Source organism: Methylobacter sp. sgz302048, assembly GCF_052162025.1.
GTDB lineage: Bacteria > Pseudomonadota > Gammaproteobacteria > Methylococcales > Methylomonadaceae > Methylobacter.
In genome coordinates this window covers 1311145-1333988 of sequence record NZ_CP197401.1, presented here as the reverse complement: position 1 = coordinate 1333988, position 22844 = coordinate 1311145, and the positions used below count along the sequence as shown (strand labels likewise).

Genomic DNA, 22844 nt, shown 5'->3' with positions numbered 1-22844 from the left:
TATTATGGAATCGCATCACTCATTTGTCAGCTGGTTCAGAAACTCATCACCTTATATACATGCGCATCGCAACAAGACGTTTGTGATTTCGTTCGGCGGCGAGGCAGTTCTTGATGATGACTTCGCCAATCATGTTCACGATTTTGCGTTAATGAACAGTCTTGGCATACGCCTGGTGCTGGTCCATGGCATACGCCCGCAGGTAGATCAACGTCTTAATAACACCACTCCGCCGCCCCGTTTTCATAACCATTTACGCATTACCGATGATCTGGCTCTTCAGTGCGTAAAAGAGGCGGCCGGACTGGTGCGCGTGGAAATTGAAGCCCTCCTGTCGATGGGCCTTGCCAATTCGCCGATGGCGGGCGCTAAAATCAAGGTGGCTTCCGGCAATTTCGTTACCGCCAAACCGATAGGCGTCATCGACGGCATCGATTACTGCCATACGGGCGAAGTCCGGCGCATCGACAGCGCGGCAATTCATCAGCAATTGGACCAGAACAATGTCGTGCTGATTTCGCCTATCGGCTATTCACCCAGCGGAGAAATTTTCAATTTGTCCGCCGAGCAAGTCGCGACGGCCGTCTCGATTGCGTTAAAAGCCGAAAAGCTCATTCTATTGACCGAGCAAAGCTGCTGCCATCCAGATAGCGGTGCGCAAATTCAGCAAATGACCACCGCTGAAGCCAGCGCTTTTCTGGAGCAGCATCCTGACCTTGCCGACACGGTCAGCCTGCCTCTGAAAGCGGCTATCCAGAGCTGCCAATCAGGCATCGACCGAGTGCATCTGATCAACCGCAACCATAACGGCGCCCTGCTGCTTGAACTTTTTACCCGGGACGGCATCGGTACTTTGATCAGTTCCATGCCGTTCGAAGAATTGCGCCCCGCCTCTCTGAACGACATAGGCGGCATACTGGAACTGATTAAGCCGCTGGAACAACAAGGTAAATTGACCAAGCGTTCCAGGGAAAAAATCGAGATGGAAATCGCCGATTACATCGTGATTGAAAGAGACGGTTTGATCATAGGCTGCACCGCACTGCATCCGAATGAGCAGGAAAAGTCCGGCGTCATTGCCTGCATGGCTGTTCATGCGGATTATCAAGGCTCCGCCAGAGGTAATCGCATGCTGGAATATGCCTACCACAGAGCGAGCGGACTGGGCTTGAAAAAATTATTCGTGCTGTCGACACAAACCATGCACTGGTTTATCGAACGGGGTTTCTCGCCGTCGGATATCAACAGCCTTCCCGACCCGCTCAAGGCGTTATACAATCCGCAGAGAAATTCCAAGATTCTCTGTAAAAACATTGAATAGGATTTTGCCATGACTCATGCCCCTGATTGCCTGTCGATACTGCAAATATCTGATTCGCACATTCTGCCTAATCCCGGCGAGACACTCTTGGGGATCGATACGGACTATTATTTCCGGGCTGTTCTTGAGCAGGCTTTTGCATCGGAGCACCGGTTTGATTTGATTCTGTTCACGGGCGACCTGGCCCAGCACCCCGGCCGGTCAAACTATCAGCACATCCTGAACACGCTTGAAGCATATAAAACGCCTTGCGTCTGCCTGCCCGGCAATCACGATGATTATGAGTTGATGCAAGAAATACTGAACACGGAGCTAGTCAATTGCCGCAAGCAGGTCTTTCTAGGCAATTGGCAAATCGTCAGTCTGAACAGTCAGGTGCCTGGCACGCCCGACGGCTACTTGTCAAACCAGGAACTGACATTTCTTGAACAATGCCTTGACGCCCATCCGGGTCGCTATGCATTGATTGCCATGCATCATCATTGCCTGTCCATCAACAGTCCCTGGATGGATACCATGATGATAGGAAACGCGCAGGCGCTATTTGCGATAATCGACAAGCATCCGAATGTCAAAGCCGTCACGTTCGGCCATATCCATCAAGCTATAGAGCTTGAAGCAGACTCCATTCGCGCATGGGGGTCGCCCTCTACCTGCTTCCAGTTTCAGCCTGCAAGCACACAGCTCGTGGTCGCCGATACGCCACCGGGTTACCGGTTGATCCAACTGTCTGCTGACGGCCGGCTCGAATCAGAGGTTCATCATTTACCCGAGCCGTTAACCGGGCTGCAAACAGATGCACAGGGCTATTGATGGTTAGTCCCGTTGTATCTTTTTTCTTTCGATAAATACCCTTCCGCGTTAACCGGCACGGAATCGACAGTCAGCAGCGCGCCCAGTTCGGTCATCGCCTTCTGATACACTTTGCGTTTGAAATAGACAACATCCTTCAGCGGTTCCCAATAATCCACCCAGCGCCAGCCATCAAATTCCGGCTTGGCGCAGCGGTCGAAGCGCACATTGGATTCCTGCGTTATCAGCCGCAAGATAAACCAGATCTGCTTTTGCCCGATACAGACTGGCAGTGAATTCTTGCGTATATAACGCTCAGGCAATTGATACCTCAGCCAGTAACGGGTACGCCCAAGCACCTGTACATGTTGTTCCTGTAGCCCCGTTTCTTCCCACAATTCTCGATACATCGCTGTTTCAGGATCTTCATTCTGATGAATTCCGCCTTGCGGGAACTGCCATGAGTTCACGCCCATCCGTTTTGCCCAAAACACGCGACCCTCGTCATTGCAAAGGATGATGCCGACATTGGGCCGATATCCTTTAGAGTCGATCATGTTTAAAAACCTATGTCTTGTCCTTTCCTATGTTTAATCTTGCGTGTGGTAGAATTGCAAACTATAGGTCAGGTAATAAATTAATTGCCTCCATTGTTCCATAAAAAATGTACAGACGCCATAGGGCAATATTTTTTTAATTATTTCAGACAGGTTTACCCGTGAGTTTAGCGATTTTCGATTTAGATAATACTTTGATTGCCGATGACAGTGATTATTTGTGGGGGCAGTTTCTTGTCGAACAAGGCATTGTCGATAAAGATCAATACGCAAGCGCTAACGCTAAATTCTATGATGATTATAAACAAGGCACGCTGGATATAAGGGCATTCCTGTGCTTTTCTCTGCGGCCTTTGGCCGACAATCATCCCGAACAGCTTTACCGGTGGCGGGCGCAGTTTATCGAAGAAATCATCAGACCCTTGTTGTTGAAATCCGCACAAGAGCTGATCGCCAAGCACAGGGACCGGGGCGATACCTTGCTGGTCATTACCGCTACTAACCGTTTCGTTACCGAACCGATAGTCAAACTGTATGGCATTGATAACTTGCTGGCGACTACACCGTCATTCACAGAGGGCCGATATACTGGAGATTTTGATGGCATTCCCTGTTTCCAGGAAGGCAAAGTGAAGCTGCTGGAAGCGTGGTTAAAAAACTCGACGGAAACCATGCAGGACAGCTGGTTCTACAGCGATTCACACAACGATCTGCCATTGCTTAAGCTGGTCGATAATCCCGTCGCGGTCGACCCGGATGAAAAGCTGCGCCAGTTCGCGGCAGCGGCCAAATGGCCGATCATTAGCCTAAGAAACGATCAATGCCCGACGCATCACTTCCATAAATAGCCTGACTGAATAGGCCAAGGTGTCAGCTGATAGCACTTAAGAAGTTATCCCGCAATGCGCCTTGGTTCTTCCCGGCCTAAAGCGCATACAATCTGACGAAGTTGAAAGCGGGCTGAGCCCAAAGCATTTAACCGCAGATTTCCTAATCAAACACATCCAGGTAGCGAGCCCCACTATCTGGACTTACATATTTCACTCTTCTGCTACCGGCCATTTTAAAAGTGTGGTGGCGATTAAAATCGCCCCACAGGCTTGCGTAAGTCCTGACTGTTAGTCAGAAATCACGGATAGAAAAGTATCCGTTAACTGTCGGAATCTCATTCCCAGATCAGTAGCATGTATAACGTTTGAGCCTGCTTTCTGCTGCTTGCTGGCACTCTCACGGCACCAGTTCGGCAATCCGTATTGTTGATGCTGACAATACCCAACGCTTGTGATAACTTTAAAGTCAACTCATAAATTTTGTTAGAGTCATAAAAAATGACATTATCGCAGATAATGAGTTATTCAACTGCTGAAACTGTTGAACTTTCATCATATTTAACAATCAGAGCCCCATACTCATCAAATATTAGATAAGAGGGAAAATATGAACTTCACGTCAATAAAGGATTTTAAAATATTTATCATCATGCTCGTTGTTTTAGCCTTGCCGGCTACATTAACGATGTTGACTGTCAAAAAAGCTCAAGAAGTCATTGCTCCTGTTGCCGGCATTTCTCCATTGGGATATACCTGGAGCTTACTGCTTTTCATTGTCCCGGCATTAACGATCATCACTTGGCTTCATGTCAGCCACAACGAAAAATTAATCCGTAAGTCTTTCTGGCTGGCCTTAATCATGCTTGTACCTCTGGGCTTTATCCTGGATATTTTTTTTGGTCTTAGCTTTTTTACTTTTGCAAACCATGAAGCCACACTTCAGGTATATCTGCCTGGCTTTGACTTCGATCGGATGATGTGGCGCCTGGCATTGCCGATCGAGGAATTTGTTTTTTACCTCTCCGGATTTGTCACGGTTCTACTGGTTTATATCTGGTGCGATGAATACTGGCTTGCCGCTTACAATGTGCCTGATTATTCTGCGGAGACTAAAGAGATAGAAAAAATCGTATTTTTTCATCCGAAATCCCTTGCTTGGGGGCTGATATTGATCCTCTGCGGCTTTATTTATAAGAATTTTTTTACTCATCACTATCAAGGCGGATTTCCGGGCTATTTTACCTTTCTTACAGTCGCCAGCTTTATCCCTTCCGCAGCTTTCTTTAAGACGACTTACCGATTTATCAATTGGCGCGCTTTCAGTTCTACATTCTTTTTTATTTTATTGATCAGCCTGATATGGGAAGCGACTCTCGCCTCGCCATATCAATGGTGGGGATACAACCATGATCAAATGCTGGGCTTAACAGTCAGTGCCTGGGCCTCGCTACCCGTTGAAGCCGTATTGGTATGGATGGCCGTTACATTTACGACGGTCATTGTCTATGAAGCTATTAAAATCTGGCTGTCTTCCGGCAAACGCCTTAAGAAAGCTTTCTTGGGAACAGATTGACATTCACTTACATCGCGGCCAATAAGGCGGGCAACAACAATCTTGAACTAAGACAGATAAGCCTGACTTTCAAAAGTCCAGGCTTATCTGTCCAAATATGCTGCGCTGTACTTCTATAACAGGCATATTCCTTATCAAGGCTTTGAATTCGGCATGACTGCTGTCCAACAGATTTCTGCCGGAAATGGATAATTCGATATTTTTCACAGGCTTCCATCCCAAGCGCACATCCATTTCCAGATAGCTGGCGATTCCCCGCTCAGGGTAATAGTCTCTATAGCGCAACTTGTCCACATACCGTAAAAAGGCATCCAATTGTACATTGTGCGGCAGGTCCATCGAGGATCTGAAATTGAATTGATGATGGGGTGATTGTCCTTCCTCGACATCATTGAACAGCGAAGCGGAATCAGTATGAAGCTGAATTTGCAGATAAGAGTAGTTTGCCTGCAGACGCCACCACTTTAACGCCTGCCATTGCGCTGCCGTCTCCAAACCGTAAGTTTCGCTACGGGCATTATTTCCATAAGTAACAGGATAAACTTTATGGGATATACCATTAGTCGTGTCATCAAAAGGCATTCCGGCTTCAACACTCCTCAGTTTGTCATACACATTGTAAAAAGCCGTGATGTCGATGGATATATTCTCTTTGGGTGCTATTCGATAGCCTAATTCGTAAGCAATCAGTTCTTCCGAATCAAAATTCCGATTACCTCGAAAGGCACTAAAGTCATTAGCACTTAACTGGCTGAAATAGAGCAAGTTTGTATCCTGATCTAAACGATTGGGCGTCCGCACTGCACGAGACACCGCCGCCCATAATGCCTGTTTGTTATCGGGCGTATAGATGAAGCGGGCATTGGGCTGAATTTGAAAGCCGCTAAAATCATTATGTTCAAATTTTGAGCCAAACAGGAACTTTAGTTTATCTGGGACCAGCGTCACCTGATCCTGTATAAATGCGCTATATAGCAGATAATCGCGGCTTGCAGGTGCAAATGAAAAATTGACGGCATTGTCCTGATCGTCCTCTATATACCGGAATCCCAGCCCCCAGGTCACTTCCTGCCAACTACCAAGCTGGAAATAATGCTGCAGATCGGCGTCGTATGTGCTTATAACGGCTTCCGATGCATCGTTAAATGCGGAATAAGTAGTCCTATCCTGGGTCCGGTCAAAGTAGAACTGCAGCGACAAATCCGATGTGTCAGAAAACCGGTGCCGCCATCGGCTCAAAATATTGCCGCCGGAAAAATCTTCACCTACATTGCTCCGAGAAGTAAAAGGAGCTACCGGTGCTGTAGCGTCCCTCAAGCTGCCGCCATTGCCTTTGTACAGATCGCCTTGCAAGGTCAGTGAATCATGCGGTGTCAAATCGCCATCGATTCTGAAGCCGCCCTGAAACTTTTCCCAATTGTCATTAGGGTTGCCGCCGCCTTCAAATTTTAAATTATCCCTATCGTTATATTTCATATAAGTCCGGTAATGCAGATTATCCGCCAGTTTTCCGCTGTAACGGACAGAACCCAGACCTTTATCCTCACTGCCTCCTCCGGCTGTTACCGATAAGCCCTGATAAGTATTGGCTGCATTTCTGGTGATCACATTGATAACGCCGTTTACGGCATTGGCGCCCCACATGGCTGCACCCGGCCCCCTGATGACTTCAATCCTTTCTACATCTTCAAGCAACACATCTTTTGTCCGCCAAAGCGTTCCCGAAAAGGTAGGATGATAAACCGTTCTGCCGTCGATCATCACCAGCAACTTGTTTGCATTCTCTCCGTTAAATCCCCGCGCTGTAATTGCCCAGGTATTCGCATTCACTTGGGCGACCTGAAGCCCTGGAGCCATGCGCAAAGCGTCGGGAATTGAAGTAACGCCGGAGCGGCGTATATCGTCATTGCTGATAACGAATACAGCGGCGGATGTTTGCAAAACTTTTTGTTCTCGCCGGGATGCGGAAAAGATGACCGATTCCTCCTGAAGCCAGCCTAACTCTTCATCTAACGAAGCTTCTATGTTTTCTTTTGACATCATCGGAGGAGCGGCGGCAGATGCGAGGGATATGTGAAACATTGAAACCACGCACACGAACAGAATAAGAAATTCTTTTCTCATAGCCATGCGAATTACGAATGCTTCATTAAAGGGAAATATCGCCGTTGCTCCGGTTCAGGAATAAGGAGCAGAGGTTTATTGCACATCTCATAGCGCATCTTTAATTCCAGTCAATTTTGCACCAACCTGATTCCGGCCGTTTTCTTTCGCCATATAAAGCGCAGCATCGGCGGTCTTTATCAGGTCTTCGGGCAATATGTCTGCAACAGGTATTACACTGCTCACGCCAAGACTCAACGTTATCCGATCGGCTACTTCGGAATAGGCATGAGGAATATTGGAACTGGCGACATTTTTACGCATGCTTTCAGCCATCTCCACCGCTTCGTCCAGATTCATCTCCGGTAATACAGCGACAAACTCCTCACCGCCATAACGCGCCACAAAATCAGTAACCCGCTTAAGCGTATGCTTCAGTATGGCGGCAATATTCTCCAGGCAGCGATCCCCTTCCGCATGGCCGTAGTTATCGTTGTAAGCTTTGAAGAAGTCTACATCCATGAAGATGAGAGAGATGGGCGATGCCGAACGCATGGAGCGGCGCCATTCTCTGGCGAAATACTCATCGAACATGCGGCGATTGGGAATGCCTGTCAATGCGTCCACGCTTGCCAGCTGTTCTAACAAGTCGCGTTGCTTTTTAAGCGCCAGATGAGTCTGAACCCTGGCCTGAACGACTGATATATTGAACGGTTTGCTGATGTAATCGACGGCTCCCGACTCAAAGCCCGCCATCACTTCGGAAACTTCGTCGTGGCCCGTAATAAAGATGACCGGAATATTGCGTGTTTTTTCAGTTGTTTTCAGATGTCTGCAAACCTGCCACCCATCCATGTCGGGCATTTCAATATCCAGTAAAATCAGATCGGGAGGCTGATCTGACTGAGCTATAGATAAGGCTTTTCTTCCATTTACGGCCGCAACAATATCGTAACGAGACCTCAGGACTTCTCCTAATGTCAGGATATTTACAGGCATATCATCGACAATCAATATCTTTTGTCTGTTATCAGTTTCTGAGGATACAGTCGATTGCATTAATTTCTTATCAAATAAAACCAGCACAATATCCTGTAAAACAGATTGGGCAGCAGCAAAATCAAATTGATTGATCGCCTTCTCAAGTAATCTGAGATTATTACTATGCCGTGAATTTTGGATAATCTTTTTCAGTTCTTTAAAATGATAGTCTGCATCCAGACGGCTTCCATTCAAGGCGTCAAATAAATCGTTCAATAAAGATTCAACCAGCGATAAATCGGGCTCGACAGCATTGTTATTGTAATCCGGCAACTCTGTAGACTCATAAGTTTTCAACCGGGCAACTGACTCAAGCACTCTATGTTGAGCCTTGGAAAATTCAATCAATAACCCGGGAACCAATGCTTGCTGCTTTGCGATAGCCGTTTCCAGTGCGTTTGCTCTATCTCTCAATTCAGGCATGGCAAGATTGCCCGCAACGCCTTTCAATGAATGCAGTAATGCCAAAGCCGATTCGTTATCGCCTGTTTGCAGAAATGCCTCCAGTCGAGTTGCCGCATCGCCAAAATCTTCATGAAATTTCAGCAGCAGCTCATGAAATAATTGAGCATTGCCTGCAACGCTCTTCAATCCCAACCGCCAATCGATACTGGGCAAGTAGGCCGGTAGTAATGTCTTTGCTTGCGTATCGGCTATCTCCAAAGTGGAATCCAGCATTTCCCGCATTTCCGGTTTGATTGAATCAAGCAGGTTTGCCACTAACTCATCGACATCTATTGGCTTAGCTATATATCCATTCATGCCGATGCTCAAGCATTTCTCCTTGACATCGGTCATGGCATGAGCCGTCATGGCAATAATCGGCAGATCGTCAAACTGTGGCTCGGAACGTATAATGCGTGTCGCCTCATAACCGTCCATCATCGGCATTTGCAAATCCATCAATACCGCATCAAAGCGTTTGGCTCGTATTTTTTGCACGGCTTCCAGTCCATCTGCAGCAATGTCGATGTCAAAACCTTCCTTTTCCAGTATTTCTTTCGCAACCTGTTGATTAATTTCGTTATCTTCTACCAGCAGCAGTTTTTTTCCTTCAGTTTTATATAATTTTTTATCATTCATTGCCGCATCAAGAACGTGCTGGACAGGATTTTCGTCAAAACGATTTTGAACGAATACATCAATAACTGCATTAAGCAGCACCGACGGATGCACCGGCTTGATAAGAAACCCGTCCAGGTTGGCGTCATTTGATTGCTGAATGATATCCTCTCTGCTATAAGCCGTTATCATGATAATGTAGGGAGTATGAATAATCTTGGGATCATTCTTAATATGGCGCGCCGCTGAAATACCGTCTATTTTGGGCAGTTTCCAGTCCATGATGACAAGGCGATAAGGATCTTCAACGGGGGCATTTTCCAGCATCTGAATCGCCTGCTCGCCGGTATTGGCTTGATCCACTTGAAAAGAAAATGACTCCAGGTAAGAACGTAGAACATTCCGGGATGTCGCATTATCATCCACGACTAATGCCTTCATGCCCTGAAAATCCTCAAGCGAGGCAATACATCCTTGATCAACGCCCTGGTACTGCTCGAAGGCGGCGGTAAAGGAAAAAATACTGCCTTTTCCCACTTCGCTGGTAACGTTGATGCGCCCTCCCATCATGTCCACCATCCGCTTGCAGATTGCCAACCCCAGGCCTGTCCCGCCATATTTGCGGGTAGTTGATTTATCGGCTTGGCTGAAAGATTCAAATAAACCGCTTATTTGTTCTTTCGTTAAGCCTATGCCGGTATCTTTGACAGAGAACTCAAGCACTACCTGACCATTTCTTTTGACTTGCCGGCCATCGTCTTCAGCCAATGCAACATTAACGACGATTTCGCCATATTGGGTAAATTTTACTGCATTATTGACCAAGTTAAGCAATACTTGGCCTAGTCTGAGCGGATCACCTATCAGATACAAAGGCACATCACGGCCAGTGGTAAAATGTATCTGAAGACCTTTTTCTTCGGCTTTAACACTCATCAAATTGGCAAGATTATTCAGCACGTCATCCAGATTAAACGCGATGGCCTCCAGTTCCAGTTTCCCGGCTTCGATTTTCGAAAAATCCAGGATATCGTTAATGATGCCGAGCAGCGTATGAGAGGAGGTTTGAACTTTAGTCAGATAATCGCGCTGTTTGGCTGTAACTTCCGTCTGCAGCGCCAACCGGGTCATGCCGATAATGGCATTCATCGGCGTGCGAATCTCATGACTCATGATTGACAGAAACTCCGATTTGCTTTTGTTGGCAGCAATCGCTTGATCCCGCGCTTCAGCCAGTTCGGAGGTGCGCTCAAAGACTTTCTGCTCTAACGTCCGGCTGTATTCTTCAAGCTTGTCGTAAGAAACCCTTAGGTTCCTGGCCATTTGTACAAACGCTGTCGTTAAAGCGCCGATTTCACCTTCCGGAGTTCCTTTGATATAGTCGCTGACCTCAAAATCGCCCCGGGCCAATTGGTTTGCCAAATGAGTCAATTGCAACAGCGGCCTGGACAGGCGTTCGGATATGAATAACACGATACCGGCACCTATCAGAATGAAAGCAATCGTAATCATTAATAGCCGCGTTATCATTACACGAATCTGCTCGGCGCTTTCCTTTCGCGAGTTAGCGATTTCCTGATTAAGAAGATCCAATGAAAACCCCAGCCTGAGAACACCCCAAGGTTCCGCACTCACCTGAATCGGCATGATGAATTCCATAACAGATTTACCGTTGCTGACATATTCATTAACCGTTGCGGTATTTTGGCTGGCTGCAAACACGTCTTCTTTCTCGGCAAGGATCTCCATTTCAAGCTGCGGTTTTAAAGTATGAATGTACGCCATGCCGGAGGACTGCATCAGGATTATGTAATAAAGCTCTCCATTCTCCTGCACTGCATTCCTTAACAGATCTGAAACGTGTGAAAGATTAACCGAAGCGATGCCGTCTTTAACCTGGCCGGATAAGCTGTCGGATAGAATTTGTCCTCTATCTATCAATTTTCCTTTCATCAACGCAATGCGTTTATCCAGTTCCTTTTCAAACATATCTTTTTGAAACTTGATTTGAACAAAGGTCAACATGGTCAACAAGGCGATAATTAAACCCACCATCGTCACAAGCAGCTTTTTGTAAATACTCCGTTTAACCATTTGTTCTATTCTCAGATTGATCTATCAAAGATTATTCGATAATTTGATTAACCGAACCCAAGGCTTCGTTATTCAAATCTAATCCATATTCCTTCACTTTCTTCATGTTAAGCATAATATAAGAACCGGCGGGATCAACCACGGGTCGCAAAACCTCTTTATGCTCCAGCAAATCTCTCGTCAGAGTTGCCGCCTGCAGGCCCATCGTGGAAATATCAGCCGATATCACCAGCGTTGCGCCCAAGGTAGAAAATATTTCAGCATAAGCGATGACCGGCTTTTTCGCCGTCGCGCTCCGGTTAAAGATTTCAAGCGCAGATTCTTGATCAGCAAGAACGACTGGATCGGAAATAAGCCATAGCACATCCACTGACGGCAAAAGTTTTTCCAGGGTAGAAGCCAGCTCTGCCGGTTCGACAATGGGTATGCTAACGATTTCCATGCCCACATCTGTTGCGGTTTCAGCTGCTACCGACAACCATTCCTTATTAAATTTCTCACTATAAATGATCCCGATCTTTTTCAGCTTCGGGAAAAGATAACGGTAAGTCATCAACTGCATGCCCGACGATAACTCATTGGAAACACCATAAGAATGCTTACTCATCGGCAAGCGCTGCCAATTCAGTACGGATGAAAAAATTATTTTTCTATCTTCCGCAATATCATGTGCCAGCAAGTAAGCTTTTGAACCAATTGCATAAATTGCATCAGGATTGACTTGCCGAATCCGTTCTCTGACTGTATCGATATCGTTTGAACTATCCCCAAGATTTATTTTGGCCTTTATTTCTGCCGAATTTGCTGCAAACGCCGCTTGGGCCAATTCATAGTTTTTTACCGCGGAGTTCGAATTAAGAATCAATATGCCTCTGCTTTCTTCCGCCCTCGCTTCACCTGCATGAAATAATGCCAGCACTGACATAGACAATAGCACGCATATTCTCCTGGCGAATGCTGCTCGCAAGATTAAAAAACAGTCTGCAATAGTGCTTGCCATATTTATCATCATACTAGGGCTCAAGCTCCTTGAGCTCAGACTGAGTGAGCTTTCGCCAACCATCAAGACCAAGCATTCTCAACTTACTTTCTCCCTCAGGGGCTTTGCTCATGCCCTCTAAAATTTCAAGCAAGGCAGCGCTATTCATAGCCGTCTTTTTCGGCACCACAGCCAATGTGAGAAATTGTTTCTCGCTTGCTCCCAAACGATTCAGCATGCTGTACTGCTTCTGATTAATTTTCGCGAGATTTTCAAGACTGTCTTCTGTGGTTAAAGCTGCATCGGCCATGCCAAAGCCCACTGCCATTAAGGCATCAATATCTTTCGGCACCAGAATCAACTCTATCTGTGCAAGAATCTCTGCACTTTTCGCGCCCAGAATCTGGCTAAGAATGGTTCGGGTATAGGCTTCATTAGCTGCCGAAGCAATTTTTCCGCCCTTTAATAACTCAACTTTATCAATCTGATTTCTTGCAGACAGAACCTTGCGCTGAGTCGATTTACCGTGCGACACTCCCACCAAAACCGGCGTCATCGGTATTTTTTTTTGTAAAATGCGGTAATGCCAGCTGGAAAGTAAAAATCCCCCGTCTTGCTTCTCTATGAGAGTTTTCTCAAAAATATCCTTGTCGCTGAACGGCTGAAAATGGAAAGCCCCAAATTTTGCAAAATAGGTATCAAATGCAATTTTCAATGAAACATAATTATTTATATTGGTCTCCGAATTATAAAAATACAGTGTATTGCCGTCTAAGTGGGCATTAGTTTCAGGCTCGGAGTACCCTATAGGGCTGATGATAACCAGCAATAATGCAAAAATGGCAAGCGCTAAAAATCTGATGACGGAAGGCATCTTGACAATTGCGGATAGTCCGAATTTCTCATAGCGCATAGGATATGCAGAATCGGCTAAATAGATGATGAATCAAGCCATGAAATCATATGAATTCGCCTGATAACATTGAGCAGATGTCTACATTCTAGGTTATGGATACATGCAATTGAGCACTAAAAACCGGCGATGCAGAGGCTCACCTGGAAGAAATCTGATTTTCACTATGTCCATCTTTATTGCAGCTCCCCATTTTATTATTTGTTATACCTACGGTTCGGGATCAGTCGGATACCCCGCCCTATCTGCCGCCAAGCTGATCATTTCTTCTTGATGTAAAAAATCTGTCTTTCCGATTCTCTTATAAATTTAACGATTTGATTGCCTGTCTGGTCAGAATAAACGCCAAAATCCAAATGCGCAGCAGGATCTGTCGCAATTACCTTGACAACATCTCCACTGGTCATTTCCGTCAATGTTTTTTTCAGGCGCAACAAAGGCAGGGGACAATTTAAGCCGCTGGCATCTAATTCGAGGTTAAATTCAATCATTGCTTGGTTATAAAGGTTCTTAACTTACTTCAGAATGCTTATAATACCATTCTCTACTTAATCCGCGAATCATAGTAATACAATGGATTATTTTCCAATTTTCATACAACTTAAAGATCAGAATTGTCTCGTTGTCGGTGCTGGCGAAGTCGCCGCTCGCAAAATTGATTTATTGGCTCGAGCCGATGCAAAAATCACTGTCATCGCCAGTGAAATAAGCACCGCCGTTGCCAATCTGAGAGAGTCTCACAATCTGAACATACTGAAGAAAACTTTTTCCTCGTCCGACCTGCATGGATTCAGACTGGTCGTATCGGCTACCGACAATGCCGATACGAATAAATTAGTTGCCAAAACAGCCTCTGAACAAAATATCCCCGTGAACGTGGTCGATAGTCCCGAACTTTGCAGTTTCATCTTTCCTGCCATTATAGATCGTTCGCCTGTCGTTGCTGCTGTATCATCCGGCGGCGCTTCGCCGGTTTTAGCTAGGCTGCTTCGAGCTAAAATAGAGAGCCTGATTCCGCCGTCTTATGGACGACTGGCTCATATTGCCGAAAAATTCAGATCACGCGTTAAAGAAGTCATTAAAGAACCGGCTCAGCGCAGGATTTTCTGGGAGAATGCATTACAAGGCTCCATTGCCGAATTGATTTTTTCAGGCAAAGAACAGGAAGCTGAACAAAAGCTCGAGCAGACGCTCATTAATCAGAAAGAAAACATTAATGTTGGCGAAGTCTATCTGGTCGGAGCCGGCCCCGGCGCAGCCGACTTGTTGACTTTTCGCGCTCTGCGGCTGATGCAACAGGCTGACGTAGTCGTCTACGACCGGCTGGTCTCGCCCGAGATCCTCGATTTAGCCCGTCGAGATTCGGAAAAAATCTATGTCGGCAAACAACGCTATAACCATGCGCTCCCGCAGGAATCCATCAACATCCTGCTGGCGGATCTGGCAAAAGCCGGAAAACGCGTGGTCAGGCTAAAAGGCGGCGACCCTTTTATTTTCGGCCGTGGCGGCGAGGAAATAGAAACCCTTATGCAACAGGGAATCAATTTTCAGGTTGTGCCAGGCATTACCGCCGCTTCAGGCTGCGCCACATATGCCGGCATTCCGCTGACACATAGAGATCATGCCCAGTCCTGCACCTTCGTGACTGGCCATCTAAAAGACAATTCCATCAATCTGAACTGGAAACAATTGGCGGCTCCCAATCAAACCATTGTCATCTATATGGGGCTGGTCGGACTGGAAAAAATCTGCCAATCTTTAATTGAGCACGGCAGTCCTAAAGATTTGCCAGTTGCCTTGGTGCAACAAGGCACCACAGCCAACCAACGGGTTATTACCGGCACATTGGAATCCTTGCCCGGTTTGGTAGCTGGCCAAGACATCAAACCTCCAACATTGATCATTATTGGCACTGTTGTGACCTTACACGACAAACTGGACTGGTTTCATACGGAGCATTTTTCTTAAGAATTACTATCCGGTTACTGGCGATGGCTGAATAAAAACCTAGACGAAACAAATTTCAGGAAATAATTTTGGCCCATTGAAATAGCTCAAAAACCTCACACGATTACGGCGCGCTAAATTATCAGCTAATGGTTTTCTGCGCTTACAGAATGAAACAATCTGAACAATTCAGTTATTATTCACATAACTTAATGATAATGGATTCCAAGTAAATAATAACTATATAAATTAAATAAAAGGATTGAATTTTACTGCCAAATTCCCTATCCTTTGCGGCTTTAACTTTTTAATTGGGCTGTATTTGTTAAATAAATGATTACAGTCTTTTTTAATCACCAAGAGAGGTCAATATGAAAAAATCATTAGGTTCATTAGCGGGCGTTGCCTTAATCGCTTTAAGTTCGCAAGCATTTGCTTCAGAAGATGTCGAAATCGGTCAAAAAATCTATGAGCGCGCTTTCGGTCGTGGTTGCGGCACTTGCCATGACATCGCATCAAACCCACAACTGTTCGACTTGGTTAAATCCGGCAAACTGGACAGAGCAAAATTCGAACAAGTTATTAAAGAAGGCAAAGGCGGCATGCCAAAAGCTATGGAAGCCATCATGGCTGTTGGCCCTGTCAAAAAAGCCGGTTACGGCGAAGATCAAGCGCTTGACGCTTTATACAAATACCTGGGCAGCAAATAAGTTTTTACTAGCTAAACCGGTATAAAAAAGCCGCCCTAATCACAGATTAGGGCGGCTTCTTAGTATGTATAAGATTGGAAAAATATTTAATTTCTGCCTAAATAACTTCTTTTGATTTCTTTATAAGGCAATCGATTACGATTTTTGATCCAGATTCCAGCCAATGCGGCCAACATTAACCCACAAGAGGCGAGAGTGAGATAAATAAGATTTTTTAACTGCGACATTTCCAGCATGATCTGCTCACTATCGACAGCCGATTGCTCTTTTTGAGCAGGGTCTGAATAGGAGCGCAGCACTTTAACGTCATTCTTTAAATCTTCTATCGTACCTAGAGAACTGGAAACAGCGCCTAAGCGTATACTCTCTTCCAAAGTTCTTAATTTGCTTTCAATTGAACCACTGATTAAACCAATAAGCTGACCTTTGAGCGTATTAACTTCGGCAGATAATACTGAATTCATTTCAGCGGCATAAATCTCAGATGGAGTAGCTTTTCTATAATTGGGCACAACATCATGCGTTGGAAATAACAAAAAGCCCAATATCAAGACGACAGTCATCAAGAAAAACACTACAGTCAGCAACAACTTGTTGGTTTTTATTAATCCCTGATGCGACGGTATTGTTTGCAGAATCACAGAGCGCCCTCTCTGGTCATCAACAATCTCTGAATTTATCTCTCGCATATCGCTCATTATCCACTTCCCCTCAACCAGAAATTCATAAATAGCGACATTCCGGCTGAAAAAATATTATTTTTATAATTGGCAGCGCCACTACCTGATCAGGCAATTATACAAGTTTAATGAAATTTGTCGTGCGTTTTATAAGATAAACTTGCCGTCTCAAACTGCAAAACACAGCCGCACGATTCTAAAGATCGTGCGGCTGTGTTTAATGATTAGCGGTTTCTTTTAGCTGCTATTCTCATTCTCAATGCATTCAGTTTGATGAAACCTTCGGCATCTTTCTGATTATAAGCACCGCCATCTTCTTCGAACGTGGCAATACTTTCATCGAACAGACTGTCTGTTTCAGACTGACGGCCGACTACGATTACATTACCCTTGTAGAGCTTCAGTCTGACTTTGCCGTTGACATGTTCTTGAGACGCATCGATCATTTGTTGCAACATTTTGCGCTCCGGACTCCACCAGTAACCGTTATAAATCAGCGAAGCATAACGCGGCATCAACTCATCCTTTAAATGCGCCACTTCGCGATCCAGTGTTATTGATTCAATCGCACGATGCGCTCTCAGCATGACCGTACCGGCCGGCGTTTCATAGCAACCGCGCGACTTCATGCCGACATAGCGGTTCTCAACGATGTCGAGACGACCAATGCCGTTCTCGCCGGCTATTTTGTTTAATTTCTGCAGAACTTCGGCAGGCGTATGCGGAACATCGTCAATCGCGACAATATCCCCCTGACGGTAAGTCAATTCGATGTAAGTCGGCTGATCAGGGGCTGCCTCAGGGGATACGGTCCAGCGCCACATATCTTCCTCAGGTTCTGTCCAAGGGTTTTCCAGAATACGGCCTTCATAAGAAATATGCAGCAGATTGGCATCCATTGAATAAGGCGATGCCTTGCCTTTTTTCATTTCAACGGGAATGCCATGCTTTTCAGCATAGTCCAGCAGCTTTTGCCGGGAAGTTAAATCCCATTCGCGCCAAGGCGCTATGACCCGGATATCTGGACGCAGCGCATAAGCGCCTAACTCGAAGCGCACCTGATCATTACCTTTGCCGGTTGCGCCGTGAGCAATCGCGCTAGCGCCCGATTCATTGGCGATTTCGATGAGGCGTTTGGCAATTAAAGGACGGGCAATTGATGTACCGAGCAGATATTCGCCTTCGTAAATCGTATTGGCCCTGAACATCGGAAAAACATAATCGCGCGCGAAATCCTCACGCAGATCTTCAATATAAATTTCCTTAATGCCCAGCGCTTGCGCTTTGGCCCGGGCCGGCTCAACCTCTTCGCCCTGACCTAAATCGGCGGTGAAAGTGACAACTTCGCAAGAATAGACATCCTGCAACCATTTGAGAATGACGGAGGTATCCAAACCTCCGGAATAAGCCAGTACTACTTTATTGATTTCCGACATAACGCCTTAACCTTGAGTTAAAAAATAGGCAAATTATACCGGAAAATAAAGTTTGCGGCAGAAACGTAACAGGCGATTTTCTAAACGCTGTTACGTTTCTGCAAAGCAATGCTTAAAAAGCACAGCCAGGCTTGACGCCCAGCTTTTTCAATATCATGGCTAATGGACAAAAGCCAGTAAAAGCAGATTGAAATAAATTTGCCCCGACAAACGCTGTAAACCACAGCCAGTTTTCAGAATGCAAATGCGCCAGCAGCAAACTGATCAGAATAAAACTGCCTGCCACGGCAAATACCACACGATCAATAGTCATCTACTCTCCTCTATTTCAAGCGTACGACACCCATCAGTTTAAGCATCATTCTTTCATACAATGGCTCACTGATGCCTTTTCTGATCTTACGCATAAAATACTTTTCGAAACCGATTTTCGCCAGATGCACCCACTTGCCTTCTGCTGACCAGGTCACATTGCGAGGCGGAATTTGCGGCTTGGCCATAAATGCGACACCGGAATCACCGAAGTCAGCCAGACATAGCGCATTCCAGGTAGCCTCATAACTAGGCTCCTTACCTTCCAGTTCACTGGCGATGTTATGCGCCGTAGCCGTTACCATAGACTCAATCATATAGCCGGTTTTGGGCGCGCCTACTGGCACTGGTGTTGGCTCTACCGGCGGAATCGCGATGCAGACGCCGACCGAGTAAATATTTTTGAAAGTCGGATTGCGCTGATACTTATCCACCAGAACAAAACCGCGCGGATTAACCAATCCCGCCGCATCGACTTTTCGCACAGCATCAACACCGGTAAAGGCGGGCAACATCATCGAGTGCTTAAACGGCAGCTCATGTTTTTTCTTGTCTTTGCCTTCATCATCGACTTCCGTGACATACATCATGCCATCTTCAATCTTGTCGACTTTGGCATTGGTTATCCATTTAATACTCTTGTCACGCAATGCGCTTTCCAATAAACCTTTGGTATCGCCTACGCCGCCCAAGCCTAGATGACCGATGTATGGCTCTGCCGTCACAAAAGTCATTGGCACCTTGTCGCGAATCTTGCGTTTACGCAATTCCGTTTCAATAATCATTAAATATTCATACGCAGGACCATAGCAGGATGCTCCCTGAACCGCACCGATAACGATAGGCCCCGGATTTTCCATGAATTTATCCCAGTCCCGAGCCGCAACTTCGGCATGATCCACATGGCAGACAGATGATGTATAGCCCTCGGGACCTAAACCGGGCACTTCATCGAATGCCAAGCGAGGACCGGTCGCAATGACCAGGAAATCATAAGGCACTGCAGAGCCATCTGCCAACTGCACCTGATTGTTTACAGGATCTACTTTTGACGCCGCTTTTTGAATGAATTCAATACCTTTCTTTTTCATAATCGGCGCTAATTCAATCTTCAGCTCTTCCGGCTTACGCCACCGCGGTGGAACCCAAGGATTTGACGGCACAAAATGAAACGTAGGCGTATCGGAAATCACAATCACATCATGTTTTTTCCCTACCGTTTCTTTCATTTCATAAGCCATTGGTACACCGCCAATGCCGGCGCCTAAAATTACTATACGAGCCATGTTACACCCTCATTATTAGTTGCTTTGCATTTTGCCTAAATGATCACCATCACTTAAGGATATATTGTGCGTGTTACACTACAAGAACAATATTTGAAAAGAATATTAGCATATTCTAATTTTAATTACAATTTTGTATCGAGTCCCTACCTCTTTTTATCTAAATATCTGATGGAATTTCACTTGACTTCCATCTCTGTGAACCATGGAGCCTGATATAGGCATTATCAACAACTAACAGATACTAACTGTTTTGTAAATGACAGAAAAATTTAGTCATCCGAAAATAGTCATGTGGACCATTCGCTATTTAATTTTGGTACTAAAAATGCTATTTTATTCCGCTTAACAGCTGACGTGCCGCTCCTTTTAGCCATCGCCAGCGTATTTTGGCCTAGTTTACAGTCATGTCATTTTTGATTTGTAGTTTTAAGTCTGTTAAATCGCGCCGAAGCCACTGAATACATTTTCAATAATAATTTTAATAAGCATGCATACCCGCTCCAATTAGGAACAGACATGAACAAAACTTCAATTACAGAGATTACCGGGCAGGATGATGTCGATCCGGCAGAAACCAAAGAATGGCTTGAAGCTCTGCAAGCAGTATTAGAGCGGGAAGGCGGTGCTCGTGCACATTTTCTTATTGAGCAATTAGTAGCCGCAACCCGTCATGCAGGCCTGGATATCCCATTCAGCGCCAACACTGCCTACATCAACACCATTCCCGTCGAACGGCAGCCACCGTTCCCTGGCAATACTACAATAGAATATAAAATCCGTTCCTATGTACGCTGGAATGCGATGATGATGGTGCTGAGAGCCAATAAACATACTAATGTTGGCGGCCACATCGCCAGTTTCGCCTCGGCATCGACTTTATACGATATCGGTTACAACCATTTTTGGCACGCGCCTTCCGATAAGCACGACGGCGACTTGATTTTTACTCAAGGACACTCGGCTCCGGGCGATTATTCCCGTGCATTCCTGATGGGGCGATTCACTGAAGAGCAGCTGGATAATTATCGCCAGGAAGTCAACGGAAACGGTTTATCTTCGTATCCGCATCCCTGGCTGATGTCCGACTTCTGGCAATTCCCGACCGTATCTATGGGCTTAGGCCCCATTATGGCCATTTATCAGGCCCGTTTCATGCGGTATCTGCAAGATCGCGGTTTGACTAATACGGAAGGGCGCAAAGTTTGGGCTTTCCTCGGCGATGGCGAAACGGACGAACCGGAATCACTGGGCGAGATCGGCATGGCCGGCCGTGAAAAACTGGATAACCTTATTTTCGTCATCAACTGCAACCTGCAGCGGCTAGATGGCCCGGTACGCGGCAATGGCAAAATCATTCAGGAATTGGAAAGTGAATTCCGCGGCGCCGGCTGGAATGTAATCAAACTGATCTGGGGCCACCGTTGGGATGCACTGCTGGCGCGCGATAAAGACGGCCTGCTGGTAGCGCGCATGATGGAATGCGTCGACGGCGATTATCAGACGTTTAAAGCCAAAGACGGCGCTTATGTGCGCGAGCATTTCTTTAACACGCCTGAGCTGAAAGCTATGGTCGCCGACTGGTCTGATCGTGACATCTGGGAATTAAATCGCGGCGGTCATGATCCAATCAAGATCTTTGCGGCTTTCAATGCCGCAGTCAGTCATAAAGGACAGCCAACCGTCATTCTGGCTAAGACCATTAAAGGCTATGGTATGGGCGAGTCCGGACAGGCACAGAACATCACCCATCAGCAGAAGAAAATGAGCGTAAGTTCACTGAGCCGTTTCCGTGATCGTTATGACCTTCCTGTTACTGATGAACAGCTGAATGACCTGCCTTACCTGACTTTCCCCGAAGGCTCGAAAGAGCTGGAATACATGAAGCAGCGCCGTGCTGACTTAGGCGGGTATTTACCGTCCAGAAGAACCAAATCCCATGCCCTGGATGTGCCGGTGCTGGCAGATTTCAAACCATTGCTGGAAGCCAGCAGTGAAGGACGCGAATTCTCGACAACCATGGCTTTCGTGCGCCTGCTCAACATACTGATCAAGGACAAGAACATCGGCAAGCGCATCGTGCCTATCGTACCTGATGAATCGCGCACCTTCGGTATGGAAGGCATGTTCAGACAGCTGGGCATCTGGTCGCAGGTTGGCCAGCTATATACGCCGCAGGATGCCGACCAGCTCATGTTCTACAAAGAAGACAAGCATGGCCAAGTACTGCAGGAAGGCATCAATGAAGCGGGTGGCCTCTGCGACTGGATTGCCGCAGGCACCTCCTATTCAACCCATGGCGTGCCGATGATTCCGTTTTTCATCTACTACTCCATGTTCGGCTTCCAACGTGTCGGCGACCTGATCTGGGCCGGTGCAGACCAATGCACCCGAGGGTTCCTGATGGGTGGCACGGCCGGAAGAACGACATTGAATGGCGAAGGCCTGCAGCATGAAGACGGACACAGCCATCTGATTTCAGCGACTGTACCCAACTGTGTCTCTTATGATCCAACCTACGCCTATGAAGTGGCCGTCATCATTCAGGACGGTTTGCGCCGCATGTATGTCGAACAGGAAAATGTGTTCTATTACATTACCGTGATGAATGAAAACTATGCCCATCCAGCCATGCCCAAAGGCATAGAACAGGATATTATCAAAGGCATGTACTGCTTCCGCCGTGGCGCCGATCAAAAGAAAAAGACCCCACGGGTACAGCTACTGGGCTCAGGGGTCATTTTCCGTGAAGTTGAATTTGCCGCTGAATTACTACGCAATGATTGGGGCGTTGAATCCGACCTGTGGAGTTGCCCAAGCTTTACGGAGCTAGCAAGAGATGGGCGAGCCTGTGAGCGCTGGAACCGCCTGCATCCAACTGAAACTCCAAAGCAATCGCATGTAGATCACTGCCTCGGCAATGCGCAAGGACCGGTCATTGCTGCAAGTGATTATAACCGTGCCTTTGCCGATCAAATTCGGGCTTATATTAAAGCGCCTTATACCGTACTTGGCACCGATGGCTTCGGCCGTTCCGACACGCGCGAGCAATTGCGCCGCTTCTTTGAAGTCGATCGCTACCATGTTGCCGTCGCGGCCCTAAAGAGCTTGGCGGATTTGGGACAATTTGACCCGGCAAAAGTAGAGGTGGCCATTGCCAAGTATGGCATAGCCTCTGACATTACACCTCCCTGGTTATCTTGAGAAA

Annotated in this window: 17 protein-coding genes; 7 read left to right on the top strand and 10 right to left on the bottom strand. The window is 46.4% G+C overall.

Annotated elements, in window-relative coordinates; translation table 11 throughout:
• Window positions 1-4 precede the first annotated feature (4 nt).
• Together argA and cpdA are read left to right on the top strand one after the other, a co-directional pair.
• On the top strand, window positions 5-1321 hold the full coding sequence (gene argA, locus ACTNE6_RS06375; RefSeq protein WP_442499021.1) for an amino-acid N-acetyltransferase: 1317 nt from the start codon (window positions 5-7) through the stop codon (window positions 1319-1321).
• Between the two features lie 9 nt (window positions 1322-1330).
• Window positions 1331-2134, top strand: coding sequence for a 3',5'-cyclic-AMP phosphodiesterase (gene cpdA / locus ACTNE6_RS06370; protein WP_442499020.1), 804 nt, complete (start codon window positions 1331-1333; stop codon window positions 2132-2134).
• Here the strand turns inward: cpdA and ACTNE6_RS06365 are convergent.
• Window positions 2128-2670 (bottom strand): RNA pyrophosphohydrolase, encoded by a 543-nt coding sequence (locus ACTNE6_RS06365; protein WP_268120073.1) that lies wholly within the window; start codon window positions 2668-2670, stop codon window positions 2128-2130. The two genes, cpdA and ACTNE6_RS06365, sit on opposite strands and share 7 nt — an antisense overlap.
• Window positions 2671-2831: 161 nt before the next feature.
• Between ACTNE6_RS06365 and ACTNE6_RS06360 the strand changes: the two genes are divergently transcribed.
• On the top strand, window positions 2832-3518 hold the full coding sequence (locus ACTNE6_RS06360; RefSeq protein WP_442499019.1) for an HAD family hydrolase: 687 nt from the start codon (window positions 2832-2834) through the stop codon (window positions 3516-3518).
• Window positions 3519-4107: 589 nt separating this feature from the next.
• A complete protein-coding gene (locus ACTNE6_RS06355; protein WP_194968677.1) occupies window positions 4108-5073 on the top strand; it encodes a hypothetical protein in 966 nt (321 codons plus the stop codon).
• A gap of 69 nt (window positions 5074-5142) precedes the next feature.
• Here the strand turns inward: ACTNE6_RS06355 and ACTNE6_RS06350 are convergent, their stop codons facing one another.
• The 5 genes from ACTNE6_RS06350 to ACTNE6_RS06330 all read right to left on the bottom strand — a co-directional run bounded on the left by ACTNE6_RS06350 (window position 5143) and on the right by ACTNE6_RS06330 (window position 13756).
• Window positions 5143-7116 carry a TonB-dependent receptor plug domain-containing protein gene (locus tag ACTNE6_RS06350; protein ID WP_442499018.1) on the bottom strand — a complete coding sequence of 658 codons (1974 nt, stop codon included), beginning with the start codon at window positions 7114-7116 and terminating at the stop codon, window positions 5143-5145.
• A gap of 168 nt (window positions 7117-7284) precedes the next feature.
• Window positions 7285-11373: a response regulator gene (locus ACTNE6_RS06345; protein WP_442499017.1), complete on the bottom strand. Its 4089-nt coding sequence runs from the start codon at window positions 11371-11373 to the stop codon at window positions 7285-7287.
• A gap of 31 nt (window positions 11374-11404) precedes the next feature.
• The gene (locus ACTNE6_RS06340) at window positions 11405-12373 is read right to left on the bottom strand and encodes an ABC transporter substrate-binding protein (protein WP_442499016.1); all 969 of its coding nucleotides are present in this window, start codon (window positions 12371-12373) and stop codon (window positions 11405-11407) included.
• A gap of 13 nt (window positions 12374-12386) precedes the next feature.
• Window positions 12387-13265 (bottom strand): PhnD/SsuA/transferrin family substrate-binding protein, encoded by an 879-nt coding sequence (locus ACTNE6_RS06335; protein ID WP_442499015.1) that lies wholly within the window; start codon window positions 13263-13265, stop codon window positions 12387-12389.
• A 260-nt stretch (window positions 13266-13525) separates the two neighbouring features.
• Window positions 13526-13756, bottom strand: coding sequence for a sulfurtransferase TusA family protein (locus tag ACTNE6_RS06330; protein ID WP_194968682.1), 231 nt, complete (start codon window positions 13754-13756; stop codon window positions 13526-13528).
• An 82-nt stretch (window positions 13757-13838) separates the two neighbouring features.
• Between ACTNE6_RS06330 and cysG the strand changes: the two genes are divergently transcribed.
• Window positions 13839-15233 (top strand): siroheme synthase CysG, encoded by a 1395-nt coding sequence (cysG, locus tag ACTNE6_RS06325; protein ID WP_442499014.1) that lies wholly within the window; start codon window positions 13839-13841, stop codon window positions 15231-15233.
• A gap of 350 nt (window positions 15234-15583) precedes the next feature.
• A complete protein-coding gene (locus ACTNE6_RS06320) occupies window positions 15584-15922 on the top strand; it encodes a c-type cytochrome (protein WP_194968684.1) in 339 nt (112 codons plus the stop codon).
• 86 nt (window positions 15923-16008) lie between these two features.
• Here the strand turns inward: ACTNE6_RS06320 and ACTNE6_RS06315 are convergent, their stop codons facing one another.
• The 4 genes from ACTNE6_RS06315 to ACTNE6_RS06300 all read right to left on the bottom strand — a co-directional run bounded on the left by ACTNE6_RS06315 (window position 16009) and on the right by ACTNE6_RS06300 (window position 19636).
• Window positions 16009-16620 carry a hypothetical protein gene (locus ACTNE6_RS06315; protein WP_442499013.1) on the bottom strand — a complete coding sequence of 204 codons (612 nt, stop codon included), beginning with the start codon at window positions 16618-16620 and terminating at the stop codon, window positions 16009-16011.
• A gap of 206 nt (window positions 16621-16826) precedes the next feature.
• Entirely contained in the window at window positions 16827-18038 is a 1212-nt protein-coding gene (locus ACTNE6_RS06310) for an argininosuccinate synthase (RefSeq protein WP_194968686.1), read from the bottom strand.
• A gap of 112 nt (window positions 18039-18150) precedes the next feature.
• Window positions 18151-18351, bottom strand: coding sequence for a YgaP family membrane protein (locus ACTNE6_RS06305; RefSeq protein ID WP_194968687.1), 201 nt, complete (start codon window positions 18349-18351; stop codon window positions 18151-18153).
• A 10-nt stretch (window positions 18352-18361) separates the two neighbouring features.
• The gene (locus tag ACTNE6_RS06300; RefSeq protein WP_442499012.1) at window positions 18362-19636 is read right to left on the bottom strand and encodes an NAD(P)/FAD-dependent oxidoreductase; all 1275 of its coding nucleotides are present in this window, start codon (window positions 19634-19636) and stop codon (window positions 18362-18364) included.
• A gap of 519 nt (window positions 19637-20155) precedes the next feature.
• Here ACTNE6_RS06300 and aceE point away from each other — a divergent pair.
• A complete protein-coding gene (gene aceE / locus ACTNE6_RS06295; protein ID WP_194968689.1) occupies window positions 20156-22840 on the top strand; it encodes a pyruvate dehydrogenase (acetyl-transferring), homodimeric type in 2685 nt (894 codons plus the stop codon).
• The last annotated feature ends 4 nt before the right edge of the window (window positions 22841-22844 follow it).

Excerpts from the sequence above, each read along its gene's own strand:
- argA (WP_442499021.1), top strand. The coding sequence starts at position 5 with ATGGAATCGCATCACTCATTTGTCAGCTGGTTCAGAAACTCATCACCT.
- cpdA (WP_442499020.1), top strand. The coding sequence starts at position 1,331 with ATGACTCATGCCCCTGATTGCCTGTCGATACTGCAAATATCTGATTCG.
- ACTNE6_RS06305 (WP_194968687.1), bottom strand. The coding sequence starts at position 18,351 with ATGACTATTGATCGTGTGGTATTTGCCGTGGCAGGCAGTTTTATTCTG.
- ACTNE6_RS06300 (WP_442499012.1), bottom strand. The coding sequence starts at position 19,636 with ATGGCTCGTATAGTAATTTTAGGCGCCGGCATTGGCGGTGTACCAATG.
- ACTNE6_RS06330 (WP_194968682.1), bottom strand. The coding sequence starts at position 13,756 with ATGATTGAATTTAACCTCGAATTAGATGCCAGCGGCTTAAATTGTCCC.
- aceE (WP_194968689.1), top strand. The coding sequence starts at position 20,156 with ATGAACAAAACTTCAATTACAGAGATTACCGGGCAGGATGATGTCGAT.
- ACTNE6_RS06315 (WP_442499013.1), bottom strand. The coding sequence starts at position 16,620 with ATGAGCGATATGCGAGAGATAAATTCAGAGATTGTTGATGACCAGAGA.
- ACTNE6_RS06335 (WP_442499015.1), bottom strand. The coding sequence starts at position 13,265 with ATGCGCTATGAGAAATTCGGACTATCCGCAATTGTCAAGATGCCTTCC.
- ACTNE6_RS06355 (WP_194968677.1), top strand. The coding sequence starts at position 4,108 with ATGAACTTCACGTCAATAAAGGATTTTAAAATATTTATCATCATGCTC.
- ACTNE6_RS06345 (WP_442499017.1), bottom strand. The coding sequence starts at position 11,373 with ATGGTTAAACGGAGTATTTACAAAAAGCTGCTTGTGACGATGGTGGGT.
- ACTNE6_RS06320 (WP_194968684.1), top strand. The coding sequence starts at position 15,584 with ATGAAAAAATCATTAGGTTCATTAGCGGGCGTTGCCTTAATCGCTTTA.
- ACTNE6_RS06310 (WP_194968686.1), bottom strand. The coding sequence starts at position 18,038 with ATGTCGGAAATCAATAAAGTAGTACTGGCTTATTCCGGAGGTTTGGAT.
- cysG (WP_442499014.1), top strand. The coding sequence starts at position 13,839 with ATGGATTATTTTCCAATTTTCATACAACTTAAAGATCAGAATTGTCTC.
- ACTNE6_RS06350 (WP_442499018.1), bottom strand. The coding sequence starts at position 7,116 with ATGATGTCAAAAGAAAACATAGAAGCTTCGTTAGATGAAGAGTTAGGC.
- ACTNE6_RS06340 (WP_442499016.1), bottom strand. The coding sequence starts at position 12,373 with ATGGCAAGCACTATTGCAGACTGTTTTTTAATCTTGCGAGCAGCATTC.
- ACTNE6_RS06365 (WP_268120073.1), bottom strand. The coding sequence starts at position 2,670 with ATGATCGACTCTAAAGGATATCGGCCCAATGTCGGCATCATCCTTTGC.